Source organism: Nonomuraea sp. NPDC050556, from assembly GCF_044457355.1.
In the GTDB taxonomy this organism is placed as follows: Bacteria; Actinomycetota; Actinomycetes; order Streptosporangiales; family Streptosporangiaceae; genus Nonomuraea.
Map to the genome: position 1 here is coordinate 1,452,258 of NZ_JBITGU010000001.1, position 22,424 is coordinate 1,474,681.

General features: G+C 66.3%; 37 protein-coding genes. 7 read left to right on the forward strand and 30 right to left on the reverse strand.

The genetic code is table 11. The annotated features are described in order from the left end of the window. The first annotated feature begins 31 nt into the window (after nt 1-31). Both ACIBG8_RS07255 and ACIBG8_RS07260 read left to right on the forward strand, forming a co-directional pair. On the forward strand, nt 32-634 hold the full coding sequence (locus tag ACIBG8_RS07255) for an endonuclease VII domain-containing protein (RefSeq protein ID WP_397341687.1): 603 nt from the start codon (nt 32-34) through the stop codon (nt 632-634). Beyond that, entirely contained in the window at nt 631-1,077 is a 447-nt protein-coding gene (locus ACIBG8_RS07260; RefSeq protein ID WP_397341688.1) for an ASCH domain-containing protein, read from the forward strand. The genes ACIBG8_RS07255 and ACIBG8_RS07260 overlap by 4 nt, the downstream gene beginning before the upstream one ends. On the opposite strand, the gene ACIBG8_RS07265 is transcribed toward ACIBG8_RS07260, so the two are convergent. Next, nucleotides 1,064-2,083: a GNAT family N-acetyltransferase gene (locus ACIBG8_RS07265; RefSeq protein WP_397341689.1), complete on the reverse strand. Its 1,020-nt coding sequence runs from the start codon at nt 2,081-2,083 to the stop codon at nt 1,064-1,066. The two genes, ACIBG8_RS07260 and ACIBG8_RS07265, sit on opposite strands and share 14 nt — an antisense overlap. 314 nt (nt 2,084-2,397) lie before the next feature. Here ACIBG8_RS07265 and ACIBG8_RS07270 point away from each other — a divergent pair, with 314 nt between their 5' ends. Further along, entirely contained in the window at nt 2,398-3,372 is a 975-nt protein-coding gene (locus ACIBG8_RS07270) for a hypothetical protein (RefSeq protein ID WP_397341690.1), read from the forward strand. On the opposite strand, the gene ACIBG8_RS07275 is transcribed toward ACIBG8_RS07270, so the two are convergent. Then, nucleotides 3,373-4,011 carry a hypothetical protein gene (locus ACIBG8_RS07275; protein WP_397341691.1) on the reverse strand — a complete coding sequence of 213 codons (639 nt, stop codon included), beginning with the start codon at nt 4,009-4,011 and terminating at the stop codon, nt 3,373-3,375. A 472-nt stretch (nt 4,012-4,483) separates the two neighbouring features. Between ACIBG8_RS07275 and ACIBG8_RS07280 the strand changes: the two genes are divergently transcribed. After that, nucleotides 4,484-5,527: a hypothetical protein gene (locus ACIBG8_RS07280; protein ID WP_397341693.1), complete on the forward strand. Its 1,044-nt coding sequence runs from the start codon at nt 4,484-4,486 to the stop codon at nt 5,525-5,527. 44 nt (nt 5,528-5,571) lie between these two features. Here ACIBG8_RS07280 and ACIBG8_RS07285 read toward each other — a convergent pair whose 3' ends face one another. From ACIBG8_RS07285 to ACIBG8_RS07295, 3 genes are read right to left on the reverse strand one after another with little or no spacing between them, the layout of a single operon-like run. Beyond that, nucleotides 5,572-6,567, reverse strand: coding sequence for a site-specific integrase (locus tag ACIBG8_RS07285; protein ID WP_397341694.1), 996 nt, complete (start codon nt 6,565-6,567; stop codon nt 5,572-5,574). After that, nucleotides 6,564-7,382 carry a hypothetical protein gene (locus ACIBG8_RS07290; RefSeq protein WP_397341696.1) on the reverse strand — a complete coding sequence of 273 codons (819 nt, stop codon included), beginning with the start codon at nt 7,380-7,382 and terminating at the stop codon, nt 6,564-6,566. Before ACIBG8_RS07290 ends, ACIBG8_RS07285 begins: the two co-directional genes overlap by 4 nt. Further along, nucleotides 7,382-7,891 (reverse strand): hypothetical protein, encoded by a 510-nt coding sequence (locus tag ACIBG8_RS07295; RefSeq protein ID WP_397341698.1) that lies wholly within the window; start codon nt 7,889-7,891, stop codon nt 7,382-7,384. Before ACIBG8_RS07295 ends, ACIBG8_RS07290 begins: the two co-directional genes overlap by 1 nt. Before the next feature lie 198 nt (nt 7,892-8,089). Here ACIBG8_RS07295 and ACIBG8_RS07300 point away from each other — a divergent pair, with 198 nt between their 5' ends. Both ACIBG8_RS07300 and ACIBG8_RS07305 read left to right on the forward strand, forming a co-directional pair. After that, nucleotides 8,090-8,233, forward strand: coding sequence for a hypothetical protein (locus ACIBG8_RS07300; RefSeq protein ID WP_397341699.1), 144 nt, complete (start codon nt 8,090-8,092; stop codon nt 8,231-8,233). A gap of 61 nt (nt 8,234-8,294) precedes the next feature. Next, nucleotides 8,295-8,972: a hypothetical protein gene (locus ACIBG8_RS07305; protein ID WP_397341700.1), complete on the forward strand. Its 678-nt coding sequence runs from the start codon at nt 8,295-8,297 to the stop codon at nt 8,970-8,972. Nucleotides 8,973-9,267: 295 nt separating this feature from the next. Here ACIBG8_RS07305 and ACIBG8_RS07310 read toward each other — a convergent pair whose 3' ends face one another. Together ACIBG8_RS07310 and ACIBG8_RS07315 are read right to left on the reverse strand one after the other, a co-directional pair. After that, nucleotides 9,268-9,798: a hypothetical protein gene (locus ACIBG8_RS07310; RefSeq protein ID WP_397341701.1), complete on the reverse strand. Its 531-nt coding sequence runs from the start codon at nt 9,796-9,798 to the stop codon at nt 9,268-9,270. A gap of 84 nt (nt 9,799-9,882) precedes the next feature. Beyond that, nucleotides 9,883-10,329 (reverse strand): hypothetical protein, encoded by a 447-nt coding sequence (locus ACIBG8_RS07315; protein WP_397341702.1) that lies wholly within the window; start codon nt 10,327-10,329, stop codon nt 9,883-9,885. 1,053 nt (nt 10,330-11,382) lie between these two features. Here ACIBG8_RS07315 and ACIBG8_RS07320 point away from each other — a divergent pair. Continuing rightward, nucleotides 11,383-11,601 (forward strand): hypothetical protein, encoded by a 219-nt coding sequence (locus ACIBG8_RS07320; RefSeq protein WP_397341703.1) that lies wholly within the window; start codon nt 11,383-11,385, stop codon nt 11,599-11,601. Nucleotides 11,602-11,827: 226 nt separating this feature from the next. Here ACIBG8_RS07320 and ACIBG8_RS07325 read toward each other — a convergent pair whose 3' ends face one another. From ACIBG8_RS07325 to ACIBG8_RS07435, 23 genes are all read right to left on the reverse strand, one after another. Next, entirely contained in the window at nt 11,828-12,040 is a 213-nt protein-coding gene (locus tag ACIBG8_RS07325) for a hypothetical protein (protein ID WP_397341704.1), read from the reverse strand. Beyond that, on the reverse strand, nt 12,037-12,441 hold the full coding sequence (locus ACIBG8_RS07330) for a hypothetical protein (RefSeq protein ID WP_397341705.1): 405 nt from the start codon (nt 12,439-12,441) through the stop codon (nt 12,037-12,039). The genes ACIBG8_RS07325 and ACIBG8_RS07330 overlap by 4 nt, the downstream gene beginning before the upstream one ends. Further along, complete coding sequence (locus ACIBG8_RS07335; protein ID WP_397341706.1) at nt 12,438-12,725, reverse strand: hypothetical protein; 288 nt, start codon at nt 12,723-12,725, stop codon at nt 12,438-12,440. Before ACIBG8_RS07335 ends, ACIBG8_RS07330 begins: the two co-directional genes overlap by 4 nt. Nucleotides 12,726-12,952: 227 nt before the next feature. Beyond that, a complete protein-coding gene (locus tag ACIBG8_RS07340; RefSeq protein ID WP_397341707.1) occupies nt 12,953-13,372 on the reverse strand; it encodes a hypothetical protein in 420 nt (139 codons plus the stop codon). Nucleotides 13,373-13,441: 69 nt separating this feature from the next. Further along, entirely contained in the window at nt 13,442-13,846 is a 405-nt protein-coding gene (locus ACIBG8_RS07345; protein ID WP_397341708.1) for an SLOG family protein, read from the reverse strand. Continuing rightward, complete coding sequence (locus ACIBG8_RS07350; RefSeq protein ID WP_397341709.1) at nt 13,839-14,039, reverse strand: hypothetical protein; 201 nt, start codon at nt 14,037-14,039, stop codon at nt 13,839-13,841. Before ACIBG8_RS07350 ends, ACIBG8_RS07345 begins: the two co-directional genes overlap by 8 nt. Continuing rightward, nucleotides 14,036-14,224: a hypothetical protein gene (locus ACIBG8_RS07355; RefSeq protein ID WP_397341710.1), complete on the reverse strand. Its 189-nt coding sequence runs from the start codon at nt 14,222-14,224 to the stop codon at nt 14,036-14,038. Before ACIBG8_RS07355 ends, ACIBG8_RS07350 begins: the two co-directional genes overlap by 4 nt. Next, nucleotides 14,221-14,805, reverse strand: coding sequence for a hypothetical protein (locus ACIBG8_RS07360; protein WP_397341711.1), 585 nt, complete (start codon nt 14,803-14,805; stop codon nt 14,221-14,223). The genes ACIBG8_RS07355 and ACIBG8_RS07360 overlap by 4 nt, the downstream gene beginning before the upstream one ends. Continuing rightward, nucleotides 14,805-15,314, reverse strand: a complete 510-nt coding sequence (locus ACIBG8_RS07365) for a hypothetical protein (protein WP_397341713.1) — start codon at nt 15,312-15,314, stop codon at nt 14,805-14,807. The genes ACIBG8_RS07360 and ACIBG8_RS07365 overlap by 1 nt, the downstream gene beginning before the upstream one ends. Next, nucleotides 15,311-15,670 carry a hypothetical protein gene (locus ACIBG8_RS07370; RefSeq protein ID WP_397341715.1) on the reverse strand — a complete coding sequence of 120 codons (360 nt, stop codon included), beginning with the start codon at nt 15,668-15,670 and terminating at the stop codon, nt 15,311-15,313. Before ACIBG8_RS07370 ends, ACIBG8_RS07365 begins: the two co-directional genes overlap by 4 nt. Before the next feature lie 38 nt (nt 15,671-15,708). Continuing rightward, nucleotides 15,709-16,515, reverse strand: coding sequence for a hypothetical protein (locus ACIBG8_RS07375; protein ID WP_397341716.1), 807 nt, complete (start codon nt 16,513-16,515; stop codon nt 15,709-15,711). Further along, the gene (locus tag ACIBG8_RS07380; RefSeq protein WP_397341717.1) at nt 16,502-16,789 is read right to left on the reverse strand and encodes a hypothetical protein; all 288 of its coding nucleotides are present in this window, start codon (nt 16,787-16,789) and stop codon (nt 16,502-16,504) included. The genes ACIBG8_RS07375 and ACIBG8_RS07380 overlap by 14 nt, the downstream gene beginning before the upstream one ends. A 178-nt stretch (nt 16,790-16,967) precedes the next feature. Further along, nucleotides 16,968-17,528, reverse strand: a complete 561-nt coding sequence (locus ACIBG8_RS07385; RefSeq protein WP_397341718.1) for a WhiB family transcriptional regulator — start codon at nt 17,526-17,528, stop codon at nt 16,968-16,970. Further along, entirely contained in the window at nt 17,525-18,367 is an 843-nt protein-coding gene (locus ACIBG8_RS07390) for a hypothetical protein (protein WP_397341720.1), read from the reverse strand. The genes ACIBG8_RS07385 and ACIBG8_RS07390 overlap by 4 nt, the downstream gene beginning before the upstream one ends. After that, the gene (locus tag ACIBG8_RS07395; protein WP_397341721.1) at nt 18,364-18,837 is read right to left on the reverse strand and encodes a RusA family crossover junction endodeoxyribonuclease; all 474 of its coding nucleotides are present in this window, start codon (nt 18,835-18,837) and stop codon (nt 18,364-18,366) included. Before ACIBG8_RS07395 ends, ACIBG8_RS07390 begins: the two co-directional genes overlap by 4 nt. After that, nucleotides 18,834-19,067, reverse strand: a complete 234-nt coding sequence (locus tag ACIBG8_RS07400) for a hypothetical protein (RefSeq protein WP_397341722.1) — start codon at nt 19,065-19,067, stop codon at nt 18,834-18,836. Before ACIBG8_RS07400 ends, ACIBG8_RS07395 begins: the two co-directional genes overlap by 4 nt. After that, complete coding sequence (locus ACIBG8_RS07405) at nt 19,064-19,858, reverse strand: RNA ligase family protein (RefSeq protein ID WP_397341723.1); 795 nt, start codon at nt 19,856-19,858, stop codon at nt 19,064-19,066. The genes ACIBG8_RS07400 and ACIBG8_RS07405 overlap by 4 nt, the downstream gene beginning before the upstream one ends. Before the next feature lie 96 nt (nt 19,859-19,954). Then, complete coding sequence (locus tag ACIBG8_RS07410) at nt 19,955-20,788, reverse strand: SPFH domain-containing protein (protein WP_397341724.1); 834 nt, start codon at nt 20,786-20,788, stop codon at nt 19,955-19,957. Beyond that, nucleotides 20,785-21,051, reverse strand: coding sequence for a hypothetical protein (locus tag ACIBG8_RS07415; protein ID WP_397341725.1), 267 nt, complete (start codon nt 21,049-21,051; stop codon nt 20,785-20,787). The genes ACIBG8_RS07410 and ACIBG8_RS07415 overlap by 4 nt, the downstream gene beginning before the upstream one ends. Next, complete coding sequence (locus tag ACIBG8_RS07420) at nt 21,048-21,431, reverse strand: hypothetical protein (RefSeq protein WP_397341726.1); 384 nt, start codon at nt 21,429-21,431, stop codon at nt 21,048-21,050. Before ACIBG8_RS07420 ends, ACIBG8_RS07415 begins: the two co-directional genes overlap by 4 nt. Further along, nucleotides 21,431-21,628 (reverse strand): hypothetical protein, encoded by a 198-nt coding sequence (locus tag ACIBG8_RS07425; protein ID WP_397341727.1) that lies wholly within the window; start codon nt 21,626-21,628, stop codon nt 21,431-21,433. The genes ACIBG8_RS07420 and ACIBG8_RS07425 overlap by 1 nt, the downstream gene beginning before the upstream one ends. A gap of 2 nt (nt 21,629-21,630) precedes the next feature. Then, nucleotides 21,631-21,915 (reverse strand): hypothetical protein, encoded by a 285-nt coding sequence (locus ACIBG8_RS07430; protein WP_397341728.1) that lies wholly within the window; start codon nt 21,913-21,915, stop codon nt 21,631-21,633. A gap of 52 nt (nt 21,916-21,967) precedes the next feature. Continuing rightward, nucleotides 21,968-22,405, reverse strand: a complete 438-nt coding sequence (locus ACIBG8_RS07435) for a hypothetical protein (protein ID WP_397341729.1) — start codon at nt 22,403-22,405, stop codon at nt 21,968-21,970. Between the last annotated feature and the right edge of the window lie 19 nt (nt 22,406-22,424).

The window sequence follows — 22,424 nt, forward strand, 5'->3', positions numbered from 1 at the left end:
GCGAAAATGCGAATGGGTCACCATTCGCGCTGTGCTCACCAAATCACTGAAAGTGTCAGGTCCACTCGTGGGGAAAATGGTTGTTGGTCACGGCATGCTGCAAGCGAATCCGCTTGCGGGATGCCTTTGTGGCTGGACAGACTCGGCAGCGATCACGAAACGGGCTCAGCGCTCCGCGTACGCTGCGCACCTTGCGACGGCGAGAGATGCGGAGAAGCGGGTCTGCCGCGACTGCAACGAGACGAAGTACGTCGCGATCATGTCCAAGTCGCACCCCACCATCTGTCGCCCGTGCGCTCGCGTCCGCATGCGAGCCTGGATCGAGGCCAACCCCACGAGATGGGAACGAGCCCGACGCAAGTCCCACCTCAAGAAGCGGTACGGCATCACCGTCGAGGATTACAACGCGATGCTCGACGACCAAGGCGGCGGCTGCGCCATCTGCGGTGGTGCCCAGGCGGACGGAAGAGACTTCCGCCTGCACGTCGATCATGACCATCAGACTGGCCGCGTCCGCGGCATCCTCTGCGGTAGCTGCAACCGCGGCCTGGGCAACCTTGGCGACGATCCTGACCGCTGCGAAGCAGCCGCCGCTTACCTTCGGCGCAACAGTAATGAGAGGAACGCATCATGAAGGTCGTCAAGGCCATCACCATCAAGCAGCCCTGGGCCGCATTGATCATCGCCGGGATCAAAGATACGGAAAACCGCTCGTGGGAAACTCGCTACCGCGGTGAGCTGCTCATCCATGCCGGCCAAAAGGAAGACGCCCGCGGCTGGGCCCGAGTCGCCGAGCTGGGGGTAGCGCTCCCCCAGGAGTTGCTTCAGTTCGGCGTGATCCTGGGGTCGGTCGAGCTCGACGACATCGTGCGTGAGCACGACTCTGCCTGGGCCAACCCCTACCAGTGGAACTGGGTGCTGTCCGATGCCCAGCCCGCGACCCGGTTCGTCGAGGTCAGCGGCAAGCTGGGGCTGTTCGCGCCGCCGCTTGACTGGCGGCGCGGCTTCACCGACGTGGACGCGCCGGGGCTGATGGGTTGGTCGAAGGTGCGGGATCTGGCGGTCACCGGGGGCTGATCGGCGCGTACTCGAAAGAGACGGTGCCCAGCCGCCGGGGGTTGAGGGAGTGCGCGTGCAGGTGCTTCTCTTTCGAGGTGGTGCGTAGGCTCTTGTCCTGCCCGACCAGCCTCCAGCGTGGCGACCGGGAGCGGTAGGCGATCAGCGCGGGGTGAGACAAGACGGCGCGCAGGCGATAGCCGCGCTCGTACAGGTGCTGCCCCATCCATTCCGTCATACGGCCGCCAATCGACAGCCCCTGGTAGTCCGGCAGCACCACCGTTCGGTGAGCCATCTTGATATTTCGGGTCCTCGGGTGCGGGAAATGGCGGAAAGAGGTGAACGCCACCAATTCTCCGCCGATAAAACCGCCGAAGCATTGCGCGGCCTTATGTAGGGTGCCGGTCAAATAGTGATGACGGCGAAAGATTTCCCAGGCCGACCGATCGACCTCGCGGACGTTGAGTTGGAGCGCGGGCCGGGGTTGAACCGACCTCCACTGGAAGGTGCTGGTGGCGACGTCGAGCATCCAGTCGGGCTGCAACCAGTCGAGCACGTCGTAATGGCAGGTGACGGCGACAAGCTGGCGCCCACCGCGCCGGACGGCCTTCGCCACGGCGTGACTGGCGACCTTGGCGACCTGGCGGTCGACCACGCTGGTGAACTCGTCGACAACGATCAGGCTGCTCGTGTCGGCCAGCGCGCGGGCGATCGAGGCTCGGAAGGCTTCCCCGTTGGACAGCGTGCCGTACGGCCGGAGCCACGCCGGCGGGCTGGACAGGCCGACCGCGCCGAGCAGCGCGACGATGTCCTTGATGCCCATCCCTTGCGGGAAGTCGTCCACGAGGGCCTGGTCGGTCCATGTCTGGGCGCCCATGATCTGGTCTGGCCACAGGTGTCGGGCGATCGTGGACTTGCCCGCGCCGGATGGCCCTACGATCAGTCCGACGTTCCAGGGCTTCTGCTCGATGGGGAGCTCGATGGCCCAGGAGTTGGTCAGCTTCTCCTCGATGGCGACGTCGAACATGCCCTGAAGCTGGAGGACTCGGGCTGAGGGCTGAACAGGGGACGACAGGGTGATGTCAGCGCGCACCGCGCACCGCCTTTCGAGGGGATGAGGGATGGAAGTACCCGCAGCGAACCCGTTCGCGCCGTTCGAGCTGCACGTCCGGTGCCCCCGTGGGCACTATTTCGGCCCGATCGGCTGGGACTGGCCAGCGCGCTGCCCAACCATCGACTGTGATCAGCCGGGCGAGCTGCTGCGGAAGATGAGGGTCCGGGAGAAGGCATCGAGTGAGAATGAGGGTGCGATCGATCCGCGATCGCTCTAGCCTCAACGGCGTGACCACCCTCGACCGCGACCAGCTCGTAGCATCTGCGCAGGACTTTGCCCGGCGTGCTCTCACCGCCTACATCGACGACGACACGCGAGTGATCCTGATCAACGCCGCGTTCTCGCTTGAGCACCTCTGCAAGGCGTACCTGTACGACAGGCATCCGGCGATGCTGATGGAGATCCGCAACGGCCACTTCGACTCGCTGCTGCATCTAACGGGTTTAGGAGCCAGTGCCCGCAAGCTCAAGGAGCCTCGGACAATCAGCGCAAGGGAGGCGCTCACGCGGGTTGAACAGCTGACGTCGGTGCGAACGCCTCGACCGTTGCTGGAGCAACTTATCGATGTGCGAGACGGTGTCGTTCACGCGGGCTACTTGAGTCCAGCAAATACCCGGGAGGTCTTGGCGGCCTTCCTCCGATTCTCCAACGAGCTCTACGACGAGATGAAAGTAGAGGAGTCGTCTCGCTGGAGTAGCCATGCTGAGCTCGCTGCATCGCTGATTAGAGACTCACTCACTGAGATCGACCACGAGGTCAAGAGGAAGATCACGGCAGCTAAGCAGCATCTCATTCGCGTGATGAGCATGGTTCCCCCGGACCAGCAGGCTGCGGTGGACGCCGCGCGCCAGGCGCTCATGCCGATGTCCTACACCTTCTTCAAGCCGGAGTACGAACTCACCGACTACCTGGCCGTACGGTTCCCAACGAGATGCCCCGCGTGCAACAACTCAGAAGCGTCCCTCTGGGGACGAATGGAATGGGGCTACGAGGCTCTGCAGAACATCTCCCCGGTTCCTCTTTCGTCAGAGGGACTCGACGAGAAGAACCATCTCTTCCCAGAGGCGTTCTTCTGCGCGTCGTGCGAACTTCGGTTTGACTCCCCTGATGAGCTGGCCGCCGCCGGGTACTCCACGATAGAGATCGTTACACCTGCTTGGCAGGAACGGGCCTGGGACGTTCAAGGACCAAACGCAGGATGATCACATGAGAGCGCGGACCTTGTAGCCCTGCTTGACCATGCGCTGGAGCAGTTCGACCTGCTGGTCTTCGTTCTCGCAGGTGACGACCACGCCCCAGACGGTCGGGCGGTCTTCCTCGTCGGCGTCGCCCGGCTCGGGGAGCGGCTCGTCGAGATCGTCGAACGTGGGACGGTCGGCGTTCAGCGCCTCTTCAAGGTCGGCCAGGTCGTCGGCGTCGTAGCCGGTCGCGGCCAGCAGCTGCGCGTCGATCGCCGCGATCGAAGCGAGCATCTCCGCCAGGCCCTGCTTGTGCCAGCCGCCCTTCTCGGACAGGTGGTTGCTGGCGATCAAATACGCCTCGGCGTCTGCGTCGGACCGGGACTCCCAGCCGCGCAGGATCGGAACCATCCACTCGCCGTCATCGGCCACCTGCACACCGGATGGTGCGCTGGCGCGTTCCGCCTTCATCATTTCGAGCACTTCGAGCCGGCCATGACCGACGACCAGGCGCCCGGTCCGGTCGTCGAGTTCGCCCGCGATGAGGAGGCCGAACTTCTGGATCGCGCCGCGGATTCCCTCGAGGTCGTGGTCCTTGGGGTTGCGTGGGGCGCGTGGGATGGAGGCGAGCGCCATGTGCTCGATGTAGCGGGATGCCGTCAAGGTCCACCTCGTTCGGACAGAGGGGCGATGTTGGGTTCCCGGGCCAGTCGTGCGCTTCACTCCCCCAAATGAGCGCTGCGACCAGCCCGAGACCTCTGTGCAGGACATGCCCGCGTTCATGGTGAAGGCCCCAAACCTGTGCAGGTCTGGGGCCTTTCAAGGGTTAGATCATGGTGGTGGAGACACTCGTCTCACGATGGGCGTTACCCTACGCACGCTTGTCAAGCCGCCGCAACCACGACTGCGGATGAATTCTCGGCCCCTTCCGTGCTACGGCGGAGAACACAAGGTCGCGAGGGGCCTGAGTTCCGCCGCGGCGTTATCGTCCACCATCCGCGTATGGCCACTAGCTCTCCAGAGCTCGGAGGCCGCCGGTACATCCTTGATCCCCTCTCTTGGCGGGCTGAATCGACTGGCACGGGGACTACAACGCGTGTAATCATCTCAGTGCGATCCCCCTCAGGAGGCGAACATGGTGGACCCGCTGACCATCGCAATGGCCTTCTGGCAGTTGGTCCTCAAAGGCGCTGAAGCAGCCACGGGGAAGTACATCGAGCGACGGCTGGATGCGAAGGGTGCGATCGATCTATCGGATGGCGCTCCGCTCACCGTTCGAATGTCCGTACGACTTGCAGTTCGCGAGCCGATCGCGATCCAACCGCACTGGGTCCTGTTCGGGTTGAAATCAAGGGAAGGTCCGACTCTGACCATCCCGCTACTCTGCGGTCGGCCACATCAAGTCAAAATCCCGTTCCAGATTTCTGGATACGACGTATTTGCCCTCTTTCTTGATTCGCCGCGCGGAGTGAGCGATAGACCAACGATTCGGGCCGCCATACTCGACGATCATATCTTTCACGTAGGCGACGAGGGCAAGTATCACAAGACCATACAAGCCCTAGACGTCAACCAGGCAGCCTTGCTTGGCGAGAGAATCGCGGAAAACCAACTGCCGTTCACCATCCCGCCTGCTTTTACCATGCCTACGCGCCGCGCCCTACCCAGCGGGCCTGTCTCCGATCCCAGCCACCGCCCAAGCAGCCCAGGCGATAGCTCTGTCGATACCCCGAATCGAGGCAGTGAAGAAAATGCACGGCGCACGGCCCCCTCACAGGGAAAGGCGTCAACTATTCACGACAAGCCAAGCAACCCAAACCCAATAGAGATCGGGTCGGCCGACGAAGGCGCCCCAGCGGCCCCCAAACCGAAACGCAAGCGCCGTAGAGCCGAATCCCCGCATGACGACTACATCTCACCGGAGAACTTCTCTGTAGAACGCTACGTCGAGCGCCCGTGGTCCGAGGAAGATCTTGCGGCTCTGGATATGAATCTTGAAGGGCGACAGCGATCAGTGATCGGCTATTCCTCACGCGGCTGCATGACATATAAGCAGCCGGGGAAGAAGTGTGACCACAGCCCCGCCCATGGTTATCTCGTTTGCAAGGAGCACCTCCACGACCTGTATGAGGGTGCGATTTTGGAATCAGTAGATTCGGACGGCGTCTTCATGATGTGAGTGACACGAGAATCTTGGCGCCACTGTAAATTTCTCCATGGGCATCAAAGCCCAAGCCCGGCGGCGGCGTTGTCCGTCCACCGGTCCACAATCTGCATATAGCCGAATAGATCCCTAGACGTGGGCGACCAGCCGCCCTGTGCCGCGATCGACACCGCGTCGTGCCCGGCGCGGCGGGCCTCGGTCGCCAGGCCCGAGCGCAGGCCGTGCGCTGTCCGGCCGTCCAGTCCGGCCCGTTCGGCGACTCGGGTCACCACGTCCCCGACCGCTTGCCCGGACAGGCCGCGGTCCTTGAGGTTGTCGTGCCGGTCGATCCATCGGAACGCAGGACCCTCTGTCAAGCCAGATGCGGCCAGCCATGCCCGCCATGCCCTGACCGGGCATGTGACCGGGTTCGCCCCGTATGGCACAGCCACCTCGCGGGCACCGCGCTTGCCGTACCGGACCCTGACGAGAAGCCCCTCCTCGACCTGGTCGACGTCGGCCACATACAGCGCCGCGATCTCCGACCGGCGGGCCGCGACCGCGAACCCGATCAGGAGAAGCGCCCGGTCACGGACCCCGGCGAGCCTGTCGTTCGGGCAGGCCCGGCACATCAGCCGCAGCTGCGCGACCGTGACCGCGGGTGCCTTACCCCGGCCGCGACGCTCGTTCACGCGTGCGAGGTTGTCCGACTCTGCGGCCATAGCCTTCCGCGCGGCCTGCATGACCGGCTTGTCGATCGGCCGGCCCGCGTCCCGGAACGTCACGGACACACCCGCCAGCCGCCGATCGACGGTGGCGGGCGCACTGCCTGCCGCGTACAGCCAGTTAACGAACCCGACCAGTGTGCCGAGCGTCGCCGCGCCGGTCGGGATGCCAAGGTCTCCGCAGAACGCGGTCCACGTCTTCCAGTCGTCGTCGTACGCGCGCTTGGTGTTCGGCTTGGTCGTCTCGTCTAGGTAGGCGATGGCTGCCTGGTCGAGCGCGGCCAGCCGCTCCGCCACCTCGTCGTCTATGACCAGGGTGCCGCCTGAGAGCGCCGCCAGCTCGCCCGTCACCGGAACACCACGGCGTAGACCGCGAAGCCGAGCACGAGCAGGCCGCCGAGCATCGCGATGCCGTACCGGTTGTAGGCGGCGTGAACCGCGGTGGCGCGCAGCATTCCCTGCTCCTGGCCGTCCGCGCGGGTACCCCGCAGGTACTCCGACATGTACAGCACCCCCCCGAGCGCGGGCAGGACCGCGACCATCAGCGGCAGGTACCAGGTCAGGTGCACCAGCCCGAACAGCAGGGTGCTATTCGTGCGCTGGCTTCGGGTCCAGCGCTCGGCCCCGAGCCGGAACCACGCCTCCTCCTGAAAGGCTCCCGTTGTCGTCGCGTCCCAGCGGGACGCCGCCGCCGACTCATTGTCCTGCCGAGACAAGCGCACGAACCAGAGGATCGTGCAGGCGACCTGCACGCCGATCGCTATCCACATGGCGGCGTCCAGTGGCAGGAACCAGCCGAGCCCAGCCGCCGGAAGGGCGACCGCGCTCAACGACAGCATCCACGCGTTCCCGCCAAGCAGTGCCAGCGCACCACCGACCAGGGCCGCCTCGCAGACGACCAGGAGCACGATGCGCGCCCACTGCCCAGGATCGAGCCGGGGCACGTTGCCGGTGACGGGGATGTCCGGGCGGGGTGGCAGTGCGGCCATCACCCGCCGCACCAGGCGCCGCCCGCCAGCAGGGCGTTCGGTCGCCGCCGGACGCACTGCGGCCGGTTGCGGCGCGGGGCACACGGAAAGGTTGGTGATGCCGAGCTCCTCAAGCCCACGCCGGATTTTGTCGAGCTGCGCCTGTTCCGTCTCCGTGACGTTCTCACGCTCGATCATCACGCGCTCGCCCCCGGCCACGTCCCGGACCCGCCGAACCGGACGGCCGTCTCCGACAAGTCCCGAAGGGCCGCTTCCTTGTCGTGGGCGGGGCGGCGGGCAAGCTCGTCCCGGATACGCCCAGTGAGCCCGACCGCTTCCGTGAGGCCGGTCTCGTCGGCGCGCAGCAGCTGGTCGAAGAGGATGAGGTCAGTGGTCGCGACCCCGTCGAACCCGAGGTACGGCTGCGCATTCGCTACGTCGGGCGCAGTCACTGGGCGTCCGTCGCGGACCAGGAGCCGGAGCGGGCGTGTCGGATGGCCCTCCTCGACCGCCCCTTCGGGTACGTGCGGGCGGCCCGTGACATCGCGGACGTCTTCGCTGGCATAACCCCAGGGCCAGCCGCTTGCCTCGTCTTCGGCTGACGCCCTGGTGAACATGCGGCCCTGGTTGTCGAGCACGAGGTCACCTGGTCGCCACTCCTCCGGTGTCGGCACTACGACGCCACGCTGAGGGCGGATTTCGCTCATGGTCTTCTCGCTTTCGGGTGAGGGAATCATCCCGTGGCTAGCAGGATGATCAAGGTTTCTGACCCATGATAAGGGAACCCTATCGGGAGTTACAAGGTTTACGCGAAAAATTGGAACAGACCGAAGCTCTAGGGTGAGAGCAAGGAAACCGCCACGACACCGGCCGCACGGCAGCACCGCTGCTGTCATGGAGAACAAGTGGACCGGCTGCCCAAGCTTCGCGAGCAGATCGAAGAGCTCGCCCGCACCATCGTGACGATCATCAACGCGGTCAGCTACTTCGTCGCCATCGCGCTGATCACCATCGCTGGCATCATCACGTTGTGGCAGCTCCCCTTCTGAGCAGGGCCCAAATCCGGCCAACTCCAAGCGAGCAACCCCATTGGCGCGATCCAATAGCCCCATGACGCTGCGGATACAGTGGAAGGCGCTCCGCGGGAACGACAACCTCAAGATCGCGGCCCAATTAGGCATCGCAGGATTCGTAGTTGTCTTCACCCTCCTCGCCAACCTCCAGCTACCAGTCACCTGGTGGTGGATCCCTCTCCTCGCTGGCAGCTGGATTGCCGCATCCGCCCTCATGTACAGGCGGTTCAACCAACTCGAACGCCGCTACCTTGACCTCCTAGGAGACCCTGCCGACCGTCTCCGTCGCCGCGTGAAAGCCGTCAACCTGGCATTCACAGAAGCCACGACGCTGGCGGACGAGCTGCAACGCGAACTCTCCGCTCAACAAGTCGCCCTCGACGACGTCGTCACCCAGGCCGAAGAACATCGCGCCGTCCTCGCTCTAAACCCCGAACACGCACAACTCGTCGGGCAGTACCTCACCCGTGCGGCCAGCGACTCTCAACGCGCCGACCGGCGCCGCTCATGGACGCAATTCGGGCTCGGCGTCCTCGTATCCGCCGTCATCTCGTTCCCCATCGGCCTATGGGTCAACCAGCTCAGCCAGCCTCAGACCCCAACCCCCGCCCCTGCAGCGACGCGGCCAGCAAAGTCGGCCCCACCCCCCTCGCACCCGGCCTCCCCCGCGCCCTCCGCATCTCCCGCTCCACCCTCAACAACTCCGACACGCTGACCAGGCCGCCCCCCTCCCCCGGACGACGGCCCCTCGGCACCCCCGACCCCCGATCGACGACCCAACACCTAAGCGCACCCGACGCCACCCACCGATTCAACGTCGAACGCGAAACCCCAACACGAGCCGCAGCACCATCAAGATCCACCCACACACCAACCATCATGCGGCAACCCCGCCAAACCGCGACGCCAACAGCAGCGCGGGCCGGTGGCCGGCTGGGGGGTACCCCCTCCCCGAACGCGCGAAAGCCGCCGCAAGCGGTGATCGCTTGCGGCGGCTTCGTTCGGTGCTGCTAGGCGCGGCGCGGCGCGACGCCACCGACGTGCGTAGCAAGCGCGGCCTTGGTCATCGCCATGTCATGGCTAAGGGCGGCAACCGTGTCGGCGTACCGCGCTTCGATGTGCTCCGGCGTGCGGCGCGACTGCTTGCGTGCGGCCGTTTCGGTGATCTCGGCCAGGCTCCGCCAGATAGTGATTGCGGTGGTCGTGACGATCCGCACTTCGGCGGGCTTCCTAGTCAGCCACGTGCAGACCTGCACAAGCCAACCGTCGTCCACGACGGCACGACGTACGCCGGTGGCCGCTTCCTCAGTGACGACCGGCGCGACGACGCCCGCCATGTAAAGGATGTCCGCCCAATCTTCCGCCGCAGTCTCGACGCACAGGTTCGCTGCGGCGATGCGGTCGGACACCTTGACGGGGGCGGCGGCTTCCGCGCGCCTCACGGCGGCGGCAAGCCCGTCGTACATGACGCGGCTGATGTCGATGCCGTAGCGCTCCGCCTTGCGGAGTAGCGGCGTCTTGACGTTGACCAGGATTCGCATGGTGTTGCTCCGTTCGGGTGAGGTTGGGTGACTGGCTAGGTCATGTGGGGTGGCGCGCGGTCCCCGAACCGCGCGCCAGTGTTGCTACTTGGCGGCGGCGGGCTTGCTGGCGGGCTTGCTCTTGAGCGCGGCAAGCTCTGCCTTTGCGGCTTCAAGCTCCGCCTTCATGCGCGCGTTCTCGGCTTCCGCCGCTTCCGCGCGGATCTTGTCCACGACGGCGCGGAACTGCGCGGGGGTCATGGCCTGCACGTATGCGGAGTCACCGCCGAGCTTGGCCAGGCCACGGGCGGACCGCTTGACCCACTTGCCGCCCTTCGTGTCGGTGAAGACGTGCGCGGCGGCGTCGCCGTCGCCTGCCTTGACCAGCTCGTCAACGGGCATCACGTCGCCCGTGAGCTGACCGGCGGTGAAGTAGTCCGCCCAGACGGCGGGAACGAGAGGGATGTACCGCGTGAAGCGGTTGAGCTTGTCGAACGCGGCGAGCGCGTCACCGATGCCGGTAAGGATCTCGCCGGTGTTGAAGCTGGTCATGATCTGTCGCCTTTCGGGCTGTAGGTGGCGCTCCCGCCCTGTACGGGAGCGCCGGAGGGTGTTACAGGACTTGCGTCTCTCCGCCCGTGTCCGTGGACGTGGCGGGCTCGGAGGCGCTAACCGGCTTGCGCTTCCGCTTGCGGGATCGGAACGTGAGCCAGATACCGATGGCGGCGGCTAGCAGGAGTGACCCGACCGTCAGACCAGCGGCGGGCGGGATTGCTCCGTCCACGCTGACCAGGCCAGCTCCCGCGAGCGGGTCCGGGCGGACGGTTGAGTCCGCTTGCGTTTCCGCTTGCGGCTTTCCGAGAGCTCCGGATGGTCCGGGGGAATCGGGCGGACCCGTGGGTCCGGGGTCACCCTTCGGACCGGCGATGCCGCGCGGCCCTGCCTGCCCTTGTGGGCCGGTGCTTCCGGGCGGACCGGCGGGTCCGGGCTTCCCGTCTGCGCCGGGCTTGCCGGATGGGCCGGTGTCGCCCTTGGGTCCTTGCGCACCGGGTTTGCCGTCTGCCCCTGCCTTGCCTGGTTCGCCGGGCTTGCCGGACGCGCCGACCGGACCGGGGGAACCCGCCGGGCCCTGAGGTCCGGGAGATCCCGCCGGACCCTGAGGTCCGGTGTCGCCCTTGGGTCCGGGCGGACCGGTGACCGCGATCACCTCCGTCTTGGTGACGGTGACCGTTACGGTGACCTCCGGTCCGGGTGTTCCACTGGGCGGATCATCGAATGCCGCGTATGCGGCGACTGGTGTGCCCGTGATTGCGAGGGTCGCGGCGAGTGCTGCGATCCCCCGTCGGGCGTTGGTGAATGTCATCACGACACAAACTGTGTCGCTAGATCATGTGGCCATGAAGCACAAATCGATCTCAAGTTGATCTCGAAATAATCACATTGAATTTGATCAGCTAGCGACCGTTGTGGGCCGACATTTGGCTCCCGGCCTGGCCTTTTGGTGGCATTCGTCAACTTTGGCTGACTTGCGGCCCGGCTTTTGGGGTGAGGCAACGTTGGTTGACGCTCTTCCGGGCGGGACATTTTGTGTCTAGCCTGTGGGGCATGGCTGAGCGTGAGTTGTCGGATGAGCAGCGGGTGGCGCTTGAGGAGTTGAAGCACGTGTCGGCCGAGCTGGCGAGGTTCGAGCGTCAGCAGCGGGAGTTGGTGCTTCGGTGTCGCGAGGAGTTGGGGATTCAGGCGCGGGATGTGGCGTTGGCTGCGTATGGGGAGTGGTCGGAGACGACTCGTCGGCGGATTCAGCGGATTCAGGGGACGTCTTGATCTTGGTCCGACCAGGGTCGAAGCGCTGTAGTCGTCTCTGAGTGCACGAAAGGGTCGGGGGTATCCAGTGATACCGACCGACCCTTGTTCGTGTCCCAGCATCGATTCTGGGACCGTCTAGCGTGCGTCTTGTGTCAAGCTTTGCGCGTATTGCGCGAACGGTTCGTAGAAGGTCAACCCCGGCAGCGACGAGGTGTGGAGCTGGGGACGCGCGTGCCTGTGCTGGTCATCGCCCGGTGATGCGGTCGAGAAGTGTCCGCTTCGGCTTGTAGGTGTGGTGGGGGCAGTGGTCGCCTCCGAGGGCGCAGTGGATCCAGCCTCGTCGGGCTGCCTCGGCCCGGCAGCGTTCGATGCTGGTGTCGTTGACGCGAACGAAGGCGACGGGGCAGCCGTTGGTGTCGCAGGCGATGGCGATGCTGGGCACGGTGGTGCGGCTCATGGGGTGATCACGGTGATGTTCTCCAGGGCGGTGAGGGTGACGGGCGGGTGGGTGACCGGCTCGTAGAGCGGGGAGCCGTGCTCGTCGTGGAGATCTCTCCCGTTCTCGTCGCGGACTTGGCGGGTGTTCAGCCGCCAGTTTCTGCTTTCGCGTCCGGTGGGCTGGATGATGACGCGGGTCTCGCGCTCGTGTCTGCCGGTGATGGCCTGGTGGGTGGGGTTGTCGGGGTTTGCGCGGACCCAGCGCAACCGGCGCATGCGAGGGTCGCGGACTGCGTCGTAGATGTCGAGGACGACCCCTTCGGCGATCTCGCAGCTGCTGCTGTTCCTGCGCGTGTAGAGCACGGTGGTGCCGATCGTGTAGGGGGTGCCGCGCCAGTCGGCGAGGGTGGGTGTGGTCATTCCTGCTCCTGGTGGTCGTTGGCGGGGAGCCCGAGGAGGTCTCGGGCGAGGTGGGCGCCGCGGCGTGCGGTGTCTTCGCTGCGTGGGCCCTGGTCGGTGCTCCAGGGTTGGGGCCGGCGTGCGTTGGTGGGCCGCCAGCCTTGGCCGCGGAGGGCGTGGAGGTACTCGAGGGCGAAGATGTCGGCGTCGGTGGGGTCGTCCTGCTGGTCGCGTTCGCGGATGCGGTGGGCGAGTGCGGCGACGGCGGTCCGGGTTTGGCGGTCGAGGCTCTCGTGGGTGGTCATGGGTGGTTCCTTGCTGGCTTTTCTGCTTGCGGGTTGTCCACATCTCTCCGGGTGTGATCTCGTCCCCTTCCACCTCAGGTTGTGAGACTCCAGCCCGCGTTAGGGATAGAAGGTGTTAGAGGGATAGGTCTTATAGGGATGGGGTCACGCTGTGGCGTGACCTAAGAGCCCCATAGGTCACGTTCAGGCGTGACCTAACAGGCCCTTAGGTCACGCTGTGGCGTGACCTACCTGTCGTGTTCGGGGGCGTCCGACGACCCGTTATCCACAGGTCGCGGGGGTAGCTCGTACAGCGCGGGCAGGAACGGCAGCTGATAGTCGGTCGCGTGACCCTTCCGCGCGAACACCGGTCGGCCGCGCGTGTCCGTCCCGATCTGCACACGCAGCTCCAGGCCCCGCCGGGCGAGCCGCTGCAACGCGTCGTTCAACCCGCGCGGCGTCAACCCGGCCCGGTCCGCGATCAGCTCGGTCAGCGTGATCCGCGTTCCGTCGTCGCGCCGGTCGCCACGGTGCGACCACATGCGCCTGCTGTGCTCGTTCGCGCGCTCCGCGACGATCAGCAGCACCAGCCGCTCGGCCGCAGTCAGCCCTTCGGCGGCTGCCGTACCGAGCCAGCCGGCGACCTCGCCTATCAGTCGAGCGCTCACCCGCTCCCCTCCCCCTCAACGTGCCGAGGGCCTTGAGGGAAGGTCTCGCTTTACTGATCATGCATAGCGTCACGCAATCACCCGCCGTACCGGCAAGCCCTTGCTCTCGGCGTAGCGCGCGCACTGAGTCGCCCCCGGCGACCCGTCCCGGATGAACGCGAGCACCAGATCCGCGCCGCGATCGACCATCTCCCGGTTCCGGCGCGGGCCCGCCTTCTTGCCGCCCTTCGCCCAGTTCGCCGGGTAGTACTCCTCGACAACGTCCCACCCGATCGCGGCCATCCTCATCACCCACGCCGACGCGTAGCCGTCCGCGCCAGTCGGGCATGCGCCGTGCACGACAACGAGCGCGCCGTGCTCCGCCCGCAACGCCGACAGGGCGCGATCGACAAGGTCACACTGACGCCACGTTCGCGAACCGGTGACGAGCACCCGAAACCGGGCAGGCGCCAGGATCCTCTGCTGGTCACTCACCGGGAGCCTCCTCAACAAGCCGGTATCCCGTGGATGTCGGCCGCATCCGCTCGATGAGGATGCGGCTCCTGCGGCCACGAGAATCGACGACGTGCGCGTACCGGCCGTCGACGCTCTCGACGCGCATGGTGCGGCCGGAGGCCCGCTTGTCGTTGTCCGCCCATACCTGACCAGGCCGAACCTTGGGATTCACGGTGCCTCCACCACGGTGTAGGTGATGTGCATCTTGAGCTCCAGCTCCGCCTGGGCACGACGACGTCGCGCGTCCCGCTCCGCCCCGGCCCGCGTCCAGAACCGGCGAGGCCGCAAGTGCCGATCGGCCATCGCCCCACCGAACCGCGCCTCCGCCATGACCTGCCAGCGCTTCCAAACCTTCACGCGTCACTCCGCTCGGTCACGGCCAGCTCGTCGACGACGACCTGGTGCCCTAGGAACTCCAGCAGTGCGCCCATCGTCAGGTTGTGCCGAGCGTCGGCGAGCGCGTGGTGCTCACTCCCGTCCCGGGACGGCAGCGGCGGTCGGCCCAACCGGACATGCTCCTGCTTCAGGTCACACGAGAACATCGGGACACCCGTCGGCAGCTCCACCATCGGCCCCCACAGCTGCGCGAGAACAACGTGGTCATACGCCGCGTAGTAGGCCCACAGCTCCGGCTCCGGAGTCGCCAAGATGAACTCGCGAACCTCGTTAGCGATCACCCACCTAGGCTTGACGGCTACGTTCGACTGGTCGATCTGGAACTGCGGCGGCCCACCGAACGGGCTCCTCCGGACATCGCCGACCAGCGGGAGGTGCGGGATGACGTTCTCCACCAGCCAGTCGTGCCGCGCGATGTCCTGCCACGGCGCGTTGAAGTTGACCGCGTAGAACTCCCGGCCGTCGTCTGCAACCAGGCCAATCGAGATCAGCTCAATCGTGGTTCCCGTGTCGAGAAACTCGGTGTCGTAATAGATGCGCATCAGAAGCTCTCCCATTTCTGTCGGATGTGGTCTGCCTCGCCCCTCGCCCACAGGCGACGGGCTGTCTCAGCGGCATCGAACGGACCGCCCTGCATGTAGGTCTCTTGGCCGCGGTGCTCCCAAGCGGGTTTGCCGCACCGGTCGCATGAGCTGTACGGCTGGCTGACCCGCACGAACCACTCGCACGGCTCCGGGTCGGCGCTCTTCGTGAACACCTCGTCGGGGTTGTCGAGCGTCGGATCGACGTGCTCGGGCCCCCCGAGGTAGTAGCCGACCCAGTCCGCCTCGACGTACGTCCACGACCGGCAGCCGAGGCAGACGCAGTACACCCTGGCGGCCGTGGTCTTCGGCTGACGGATCCGGACCCGGCCGTACGCGTCGAGCAGCTGGGTCTCGAACACGAACGACAGCGGCTTCCACAGGTGGTTCTCGCCGTCCACGCACTTGTCGTGCGCGCCGCGGGGCTTCGCGTTGACCTGCCGGTCGGCGTTGCTGGGGCGGCTCTTCACGCGCCACCTTCGGGCGAGGACACGTACCGGACCCCGAAGTTCGCGCCGCGCTTACCAACCGTCCAGGTGCCGGTGACGATGCCATTCGTGATCGTGGCCGAGCTGATCAGGTAGTCGAGGTCCGTCAGGAACATCGGCCACTCGTGCCCGTCCTGGTCGGTCCACATGAAGTAGGCGGCCGACCGGCCACGGCGGCGACCCGTCAAGGTCAGGGTGGCGGTGAACGTGCTGATGGGCCGCCAATCCGGCGGCACCCAGGCAGAGGTGCCGGTTTCGGCGTCGTTGCAGTAACTGTCCTCGGGGTAGTGCATGAGGTTGCCGCGCTGGTCGTACGGCGCTTCCTTGAGTGTTTTCACGGTTCTCCTAGCGGTGGCCGGGGATCGCCAGGCTGACGTCAAGCACTGGCGGCGGCTCGGGCTCGGGCGGTCTGCAGGTAGCCGCGGGAGATCTGGAGGCGCTCGGCCACCTGATCAGGGGTGAAGCCTTGCCGGGCGAGAAACTCGGCGTCCTCCGTGACGGCCTGGGCTCGGGACACGGTGGCCCCAAGATCGGGCTCGGCGTCGGGATCGTCGATGTCGTCCCAGGCGGCAAGCGGCATCCATCCACTGCGCCGAGCCCGATTGCGGACGACGGAGGCGGCGTGGCGTTCACCGCGGTTGGTTCGCGGTGGATCTTGGTCGAACAGGAGGGCGGTCACATCGCGGATGGCACGGGCTTGGTAGGCCCTCAGGATCATCGCCTTGTTGAGGACACGGTCGAGCTGCCAGCGAGGCACGTCGCATCGAGCAGCCACGAGCGGCATGGGCCAGCCGCGCAGCATGAGCGCCTGGAGGCGTCGGCGGCTGCCAGCCACGTTGATGCGTGTGTCGTCGGGCAACGTGTCCAGGTCGATGGTGAGCGCGAGCAGCCGCCTCGCTGGTTCCGTCCTGATCCGGGCCGACCCCGTTGAGCCTCCTTCGCCGTACACGAGCAGGTCGATGCTGCGAGCGGAAACCTTTGCCAGCGCGGCGATGGCATCGTAGGAGATGTATCTGCGCAGGTTCAGCACATGAATCCGGACAGCCTCCGCATCGGCGAAGGGTTGCCACCTGCCGTACGCCTGGAGTCGGTACCGTTCACGTGCGTAGGCGGCCGATGCCGCCTTACATTCCGCGCAGCGGCATCTCTGGATGACGTAGGTGGCGTACTCACCGTGTTGCATCTCGGCGGGCTCCTTTCAGGACACGGCGGCGGGCCAGGTCGAACCGGACCACGTTCGACGGCAGAACTTCGGGCAGCTCGGCTTGGACGGGGTTGGCGCGGGCGCAGGTGGCGACGTGCGGCATGAACACGTCCTCCCAGGGCTGTCGCGGGAGCGCCTCCGCGCCGTGTAGAGCTCTGGATTTCCACGCGCGCGGCCCCGCCCGGTAGCAGGCGGTGTTACCCGTGAGGATGGGTTTGGGGTTGACTGCCAGCCGCTGTCCGGCTTCGGTCATGGTCCACAGGATGGGCTCTCGGCACAGCCCGCAGAGGGACAGCTCATATCCGCTGGGGATCATCAGGTTTCCTCTCGGCTGTGGTTTTCGCTTGGGCGGATTTGGAAGAGGGGAAGCTGGTGGCCGATCAGCTGGGCGTCGACGAGGATCGGCACCGCATCGTCGGTGTCTGGTGACGTCACGACGCGGTCTCGCTGTTCTTCTTGTGGGCGTCGCGTTTCCGCTGCTGGCTGATGTGGTGCGCGTCGATCGAGCAGGTCGCGCATGTGCGCCGCCGCCCGAAGTCGTCGTCTGGCTTCACCCGGTCGCAGCCAGGGCAGAGACGGAACCCCGTGGGCGGAGCCTTCTTGGTCTTCGCGACCCTCTTCTCGTAGGCCGCGTTCGACTGCGCCCTGGTGCAGACCAGGCACCTCGACTGGCGGCCGTCCCTGCCGTCTTTGCGCCGGCCGAACTCCTCGATGCTCTTGACCTCATTGCAGGTGCTGCAGCGACGCATCTGGCGCGGCAGGCCGCGGCGGCGCTCGGCGTACGTGAGCCCGCCCATCACCATCTCTGGGTCCTGCTCTTGGGTGAGTTCTGCGGCCCATTCCCGGCATTCGCTGAGCACTGGGCAGCGGGAGCAGATCGCCTTCGCCTGGGCAATGTCCTGGTCTTCTCTGGACGACATGAGCAGGGCCTTGCCGACGCAGGCTGCGCGGGCGTGGAAGTCGGGGACCTCGCCAAAGAGGGTGCGGATCAAGCAGTCACACCCTGTCGGCTGGCGCGCTGCCTCTCCTTCGTCAGCCGGGTGTACTGCTTCTTCGCGGCGACCACGAGCGGGGTGCGGTCGCCGTTGCGGTAGTAGGCGCCGTGAGCACGGGCAAGATCGTCGTCATCCATGCGCTCGACCAGCCGCTCGATGGCGGCTTCCAGCTCGTCATCTGGCGTATCAAGGAGGTCGTCGTCCCAGGCAAGTGGCGGGTGCCATCCCATGGCCTGCGCATGGTTGCGGGCGCGCGAGGCTGCGATCTTGTCTCGCCAGCCTTCTTCGGGCGGTGGCTGGTCCCACAGCTCGTCGTAGATGGCACGGACCTGGCGCACGATGGCGGCGAAAGCCCGCGGTTCGACCATCAGTCTGGTCAAGGTGCCCTGCGTGCAGCCGATGCGGGCAGCGAGCTTGGACTGTGACCAGCCGATTGCCACAAGCGCCTGGAGACGGCGGCGGGTGCCGGACGCGTCGATCGGGGTCCTGCCGCCGATCAGTTCGAGCGTCGGCTCGACCGCGAGGATCGCGGTCGCGATCTGGGGCCGGATCTTCTTCTGCGGGCCGGTCCCCCGATCGGAGCGACCGTTCAGGATTGCCTGAAGGTTCTTGCGGTCCACGCTGGCGGCTTCGGCGATACGACGCAGGCCGACGCCGCACGCGCGGAGCCGGAGGAGATGTTCGCGGACGGGGTCGACATCCACGAACGGCTGCCACGTGCCGTACATGATGGCCCGCTCTCGGGCCTCGTAGTAGGTAGCGTTGGCGTAGCCGCAGGTGTAGCAACGGCAATGGTCGAGTTTGTACCGGGCGTAGCCGTGATCGCGTTCCGTCACTGGGCTTCTCCCAGGGCCCAGATGCGGATCACGACGCCCGGTTCGGGCAGGGCGTCGGGGTCGGGTGCGCCGACGTAGAGCTTGCGAGGGTTGTGGTAGGCGACCACGCGTGCGTCGTCCTTCCAGATATGCGCGGTGGTGAGTGCGTCTTCGGTCGAGCGGATGATCTTGGAGAGGTCGGGATAGACGGTGTGGTGAAGGCGTTTCACAGTCCGTCCTCGGGTGAACGTGAAGCAGAACTCGGCCACCAAGGGGCCATCCAGGCAGATCCAGTCCGGTCCGGCCTCGAGGAGGGCGGCCTCCCGGACGGCTTCGCGCCAGGGGCCCACCTTCTGCGACGACTCCTGGAGCGCCACCCGTCCGGTGAACTGGCGGTTCTTTCCTCGGCCCGTGTAGATGGGGAAGCTGTTCTTACTGCCCTGCGGCGCGGGTATGCCGTGCACCCTTATGGCGATGTCTGGCAGCCTCACGACGCCCCCTTCCTCGGCAGGTCCTTCTTGAGGTGATTGGCGATCCGGGCGAACTCTCGGTCGGTTTGTCGAATCTGGCGAGCGGCGGCGCGGGCGGCTCGCTGGCTGGTCCGGTGCCTGAGGTAGGCGTAGCCGAAGCCGATCGCCAGCCAGGCCAGGGTCACCCAGCCCACCAAGTCCTTGAGGAACGTGACGACTGACCAGACGACCGCCCACGCCGCCCCGATCACTTGGCCGCCGCTTCGGCCCGGAGCTTCAGCGTGCGGTCGTAGTCGGCGAAGCGGACCTTCGCCTTGGTGCGCCGATCCGTGGTGGACAGCACGAACCCTTCGCTACGACCGGGCTGGCCGTTCAGGTGCGCGCGCGTGGTGGCGTATGGCTCCATGAATGAGCGCATGTCAGTCACCGTGGTCGGCACCATGGTCGACGGCACGCCGAACAGCTCCGGGGCTCGTTCGACTCCCTGGCGTTCGGCGAATGCGTCCAGCTCGTCCTCGTTCAGCCACTGCTGGCCGCCGTAGTCCCGCCAGCGAGCCACAGCTTCAACATCGCGATCCAGGAGCGCAGCGGGAACAATCGACACGTCGAACAGCCGCGCGCCGGAAGCGCTTCTATCGCCGTACTGCGTGGCGGCCTCACCCTGCTGGCCGTACACCTCCAGGTATGCGGTGACGATCTCGTCCGGGCGGGAGTTGGCCAGCCGCTCGGCGATGCCGCTCAGCGTCACCACGATGCTGAGCGTGTCGCGCACCACCAGGTCGCCTACGGCGGTCAGCAGTTCGTCGCGCGAGCCAATCAGCCAGCCCGAGTTCCTTGGCAGCACGACGATGCGCCCGTTCGTGCCGTCCACCTTCTCGTGGCCCCACACAGCCCCGTGGAATGCGATCGGGTTCTCGTCGAGCAGCGGAGCCTTGCGCCGTGACGTGTCGAGGGAATGGTACGTAGGGATCGAGGGGTACTTGGTGGCGGAGTCGAGAGCGCGCAGGCCGCCGTTGTACAGGTCAGACAGTTGGAGAGTCATGGCAGTCGCCTTCTTGGTGGAGTCGAAGAGGAGGCGCCGCCGGCCGCTGCGGCGTGAGGCACACGGCGGCCGGTCAGCGCGGGGTGATCGCGTCGGCTACTGCTTCTTGCCGGGGGTGACGTTGACCTGTCCGTCCGACACGATCACCTGAATACGGCCGTCCTGGATCGCCTTGTAGAGCACGTAACCCTCGGCTCCCAGGACGTCCACCAGGGCCCTGATGGACTCCAGCTCTGTCTTGGCCTTCTCGTTCTTGTTCTTCTGCGCCGCGTTCTCCTCGATCGCCTGCTGGGCGGCAGCCAGGGCGTCACGGACGCCCTGAGGAGGCTGCGGCTGCTGGAGGGTGACGGCGAACTTGGTGAAGAACCCTGCGCCCCCCTGCTCCTGGATGAACTGGGCGGCGTACTTGGCGACCGACTGCTCCCATTGCTGTTTGATTGCCGGGTTGGAGAACAGGTCCTTCCAGCCGTACTCCTTGGCTGCGGCGTCCATCGCCCGGTCGAGCGGCTGGCCGATATAGACCCCGAGCAGCTTCCGCCAGCCCTCGTCGTCATATGCCTTGAACTTCAGGCCGATCTGCTCGTGGAACTGCTGGAGCGTCTTGCAGTCGGTGGCCAAGCTGAAGGTGGCCACGCCCGACACGGTCATCTCCAGGTTGTCCTTGGACACGACGGTGAGCGGCTTAGCCTCGGCGTCGGGCTTGTCGGCGAACTCGAACGTCCTCTGCCCGGCAGGGTAGGTGTAGGCGGCGTCGCCGGGACCAGAGATGTCCTGCTGGCCGGGGTTGATGCAGTTCTGGAAGGTGGTGGAGGAGAACGTTCCAGCGTCGTACACGATGCCGACCTGGTCCGGCTCGGGCGTGGTGATCGTGCAGGCCGTCGCCGTGAGCGCGACAGCGAGCAGGGCGACGGGCGTGAGCTTGCGGTTCATGAGCGGATGTCCTTGCGGGTGGAGGGGCGAGTGTGGAACTTGCGGATCTTCAGGTCGAGCAGCTGGGCGGTCGGGTCGACGCCGAGCTGCTCTCTGGCCATCTGGTGGAGCTCGGCAACGAACTCGCGGTGCTGGGCGAGCTCGCGCTGGTTCGCGCGGGCGTCCTTGACGCGGGACTGGATCCACACCACGGCGACGTAGGCGACCGCGATGATGGCGACCGCGATGATGGCGACGAGGGCCAGGCCGATGACGGCCCTCATGAGCGCCTCCGGGCGAGCTCGGCATCGATGCGCTCCTGCTGCGCGTCGTCGACCTCCAGGCGGACCATGTCCGCGATGAGTACCGCCGCGGGCCGGTTGGCGAACCGGCGGCCTTCGCGCTCGCGGTCCTGGACGAGGGCGTGCGCGATCGGCGCGGTGACGACGAGGTTGTGCTTGGCGAGAAGCGCGTCGAGCGCCTCGACCGTCGGCACCTCCGCGGGCGTGCAGCCGTACCAGAACACCTCGGTCTCATCGCCGTCCGGGTCGTCGCCTGGCTCGAACGCCATCAGGAAGTAGGTGGACAGCGGCGCGTCCCAGCCGACCTCAGTCGTGCGACCTGCGGAGGCACCAGGCTCGTTGGCGATGGTGTAACGGCTCATCAGCGCAGTCCCTTCGAGATGACGGCGACCGCCGGAGCGGCGATCACGTGCAGCAGGAGGGAGGTGACGACGGCGTTGCCATAGGTCATCTCGGGGATGACGGCCCACCACTGGTGGTGGAGGTAGGTGACCGCCAGCATGATCAGCCAGGAGTTGACCAGCCAGTAGGCGACCATCATCAGAAAGGCGAGGAGCATCGTCACTCGCCCCTGTCGGCGGCGCCGGTGACGCCCGCCCATTCGAGGTCGTCCGAAGTGCACGGACGCAGCTCGACGCTCTCGCCGTCGTCCTCCTCGATGGCCTGCCTGGCGCATCGCTCGAACTCGCGTAGCGCGTAGGTGAGCGGAAGCGGCCTGTCCGGCGACACGGGGGTGCCGTCCACGAAGACGTACCAGTACGGCCCCTTCTCCTCGTCGTAGTCGATGACGCTGTAGTCGGCGCTGCCGTCGCCGTTGAGCACGATCTGCTCCTTCAGCAGTTCCATGGCGTGTCCTTTTCGGGTGAGGTGGCTTTCCGCAAGCGGTTTCGCTTGCGGGTTAGGTGGCTTCGTTGGTGGGGGCCGCGAACACGCGGTCCACCACCTTGCCGAGATGCGGGTCGATGGCGCCCAGGGCGCTCTCCAACTCGCCCGGGGCGAAGGTGTGGGTCTCGTCGCGATAGCAGGGCGCGTCCGTACGGTGCGTCAGGCCGGGCGCGGCCGGTTGGCCGCAGGAGCACAACGCCGCGGCGGTGGCTCGCTGCTCGTCTGCACGCCGCAGCTGGGCGATCCTGCCCTTCAGGTCGTGGTGGTAGGCCGCGACCACCCGTGCCAGTTTGTCCGCGATCCGCTCTGCTTCGGCCAGCGCGCTCAGGTCGCCTCCTGCGACCGGGATACGGAGTTGGCCTGCCACGAGGGTGATCTCCTCCAGGCTGACCTGGTGGTAGATCTGATCGGGGCTGAATGGCGTGTCAGCGACGAAAATCTGTCTGATCATGCTGAGGCTCCGTTCGGGG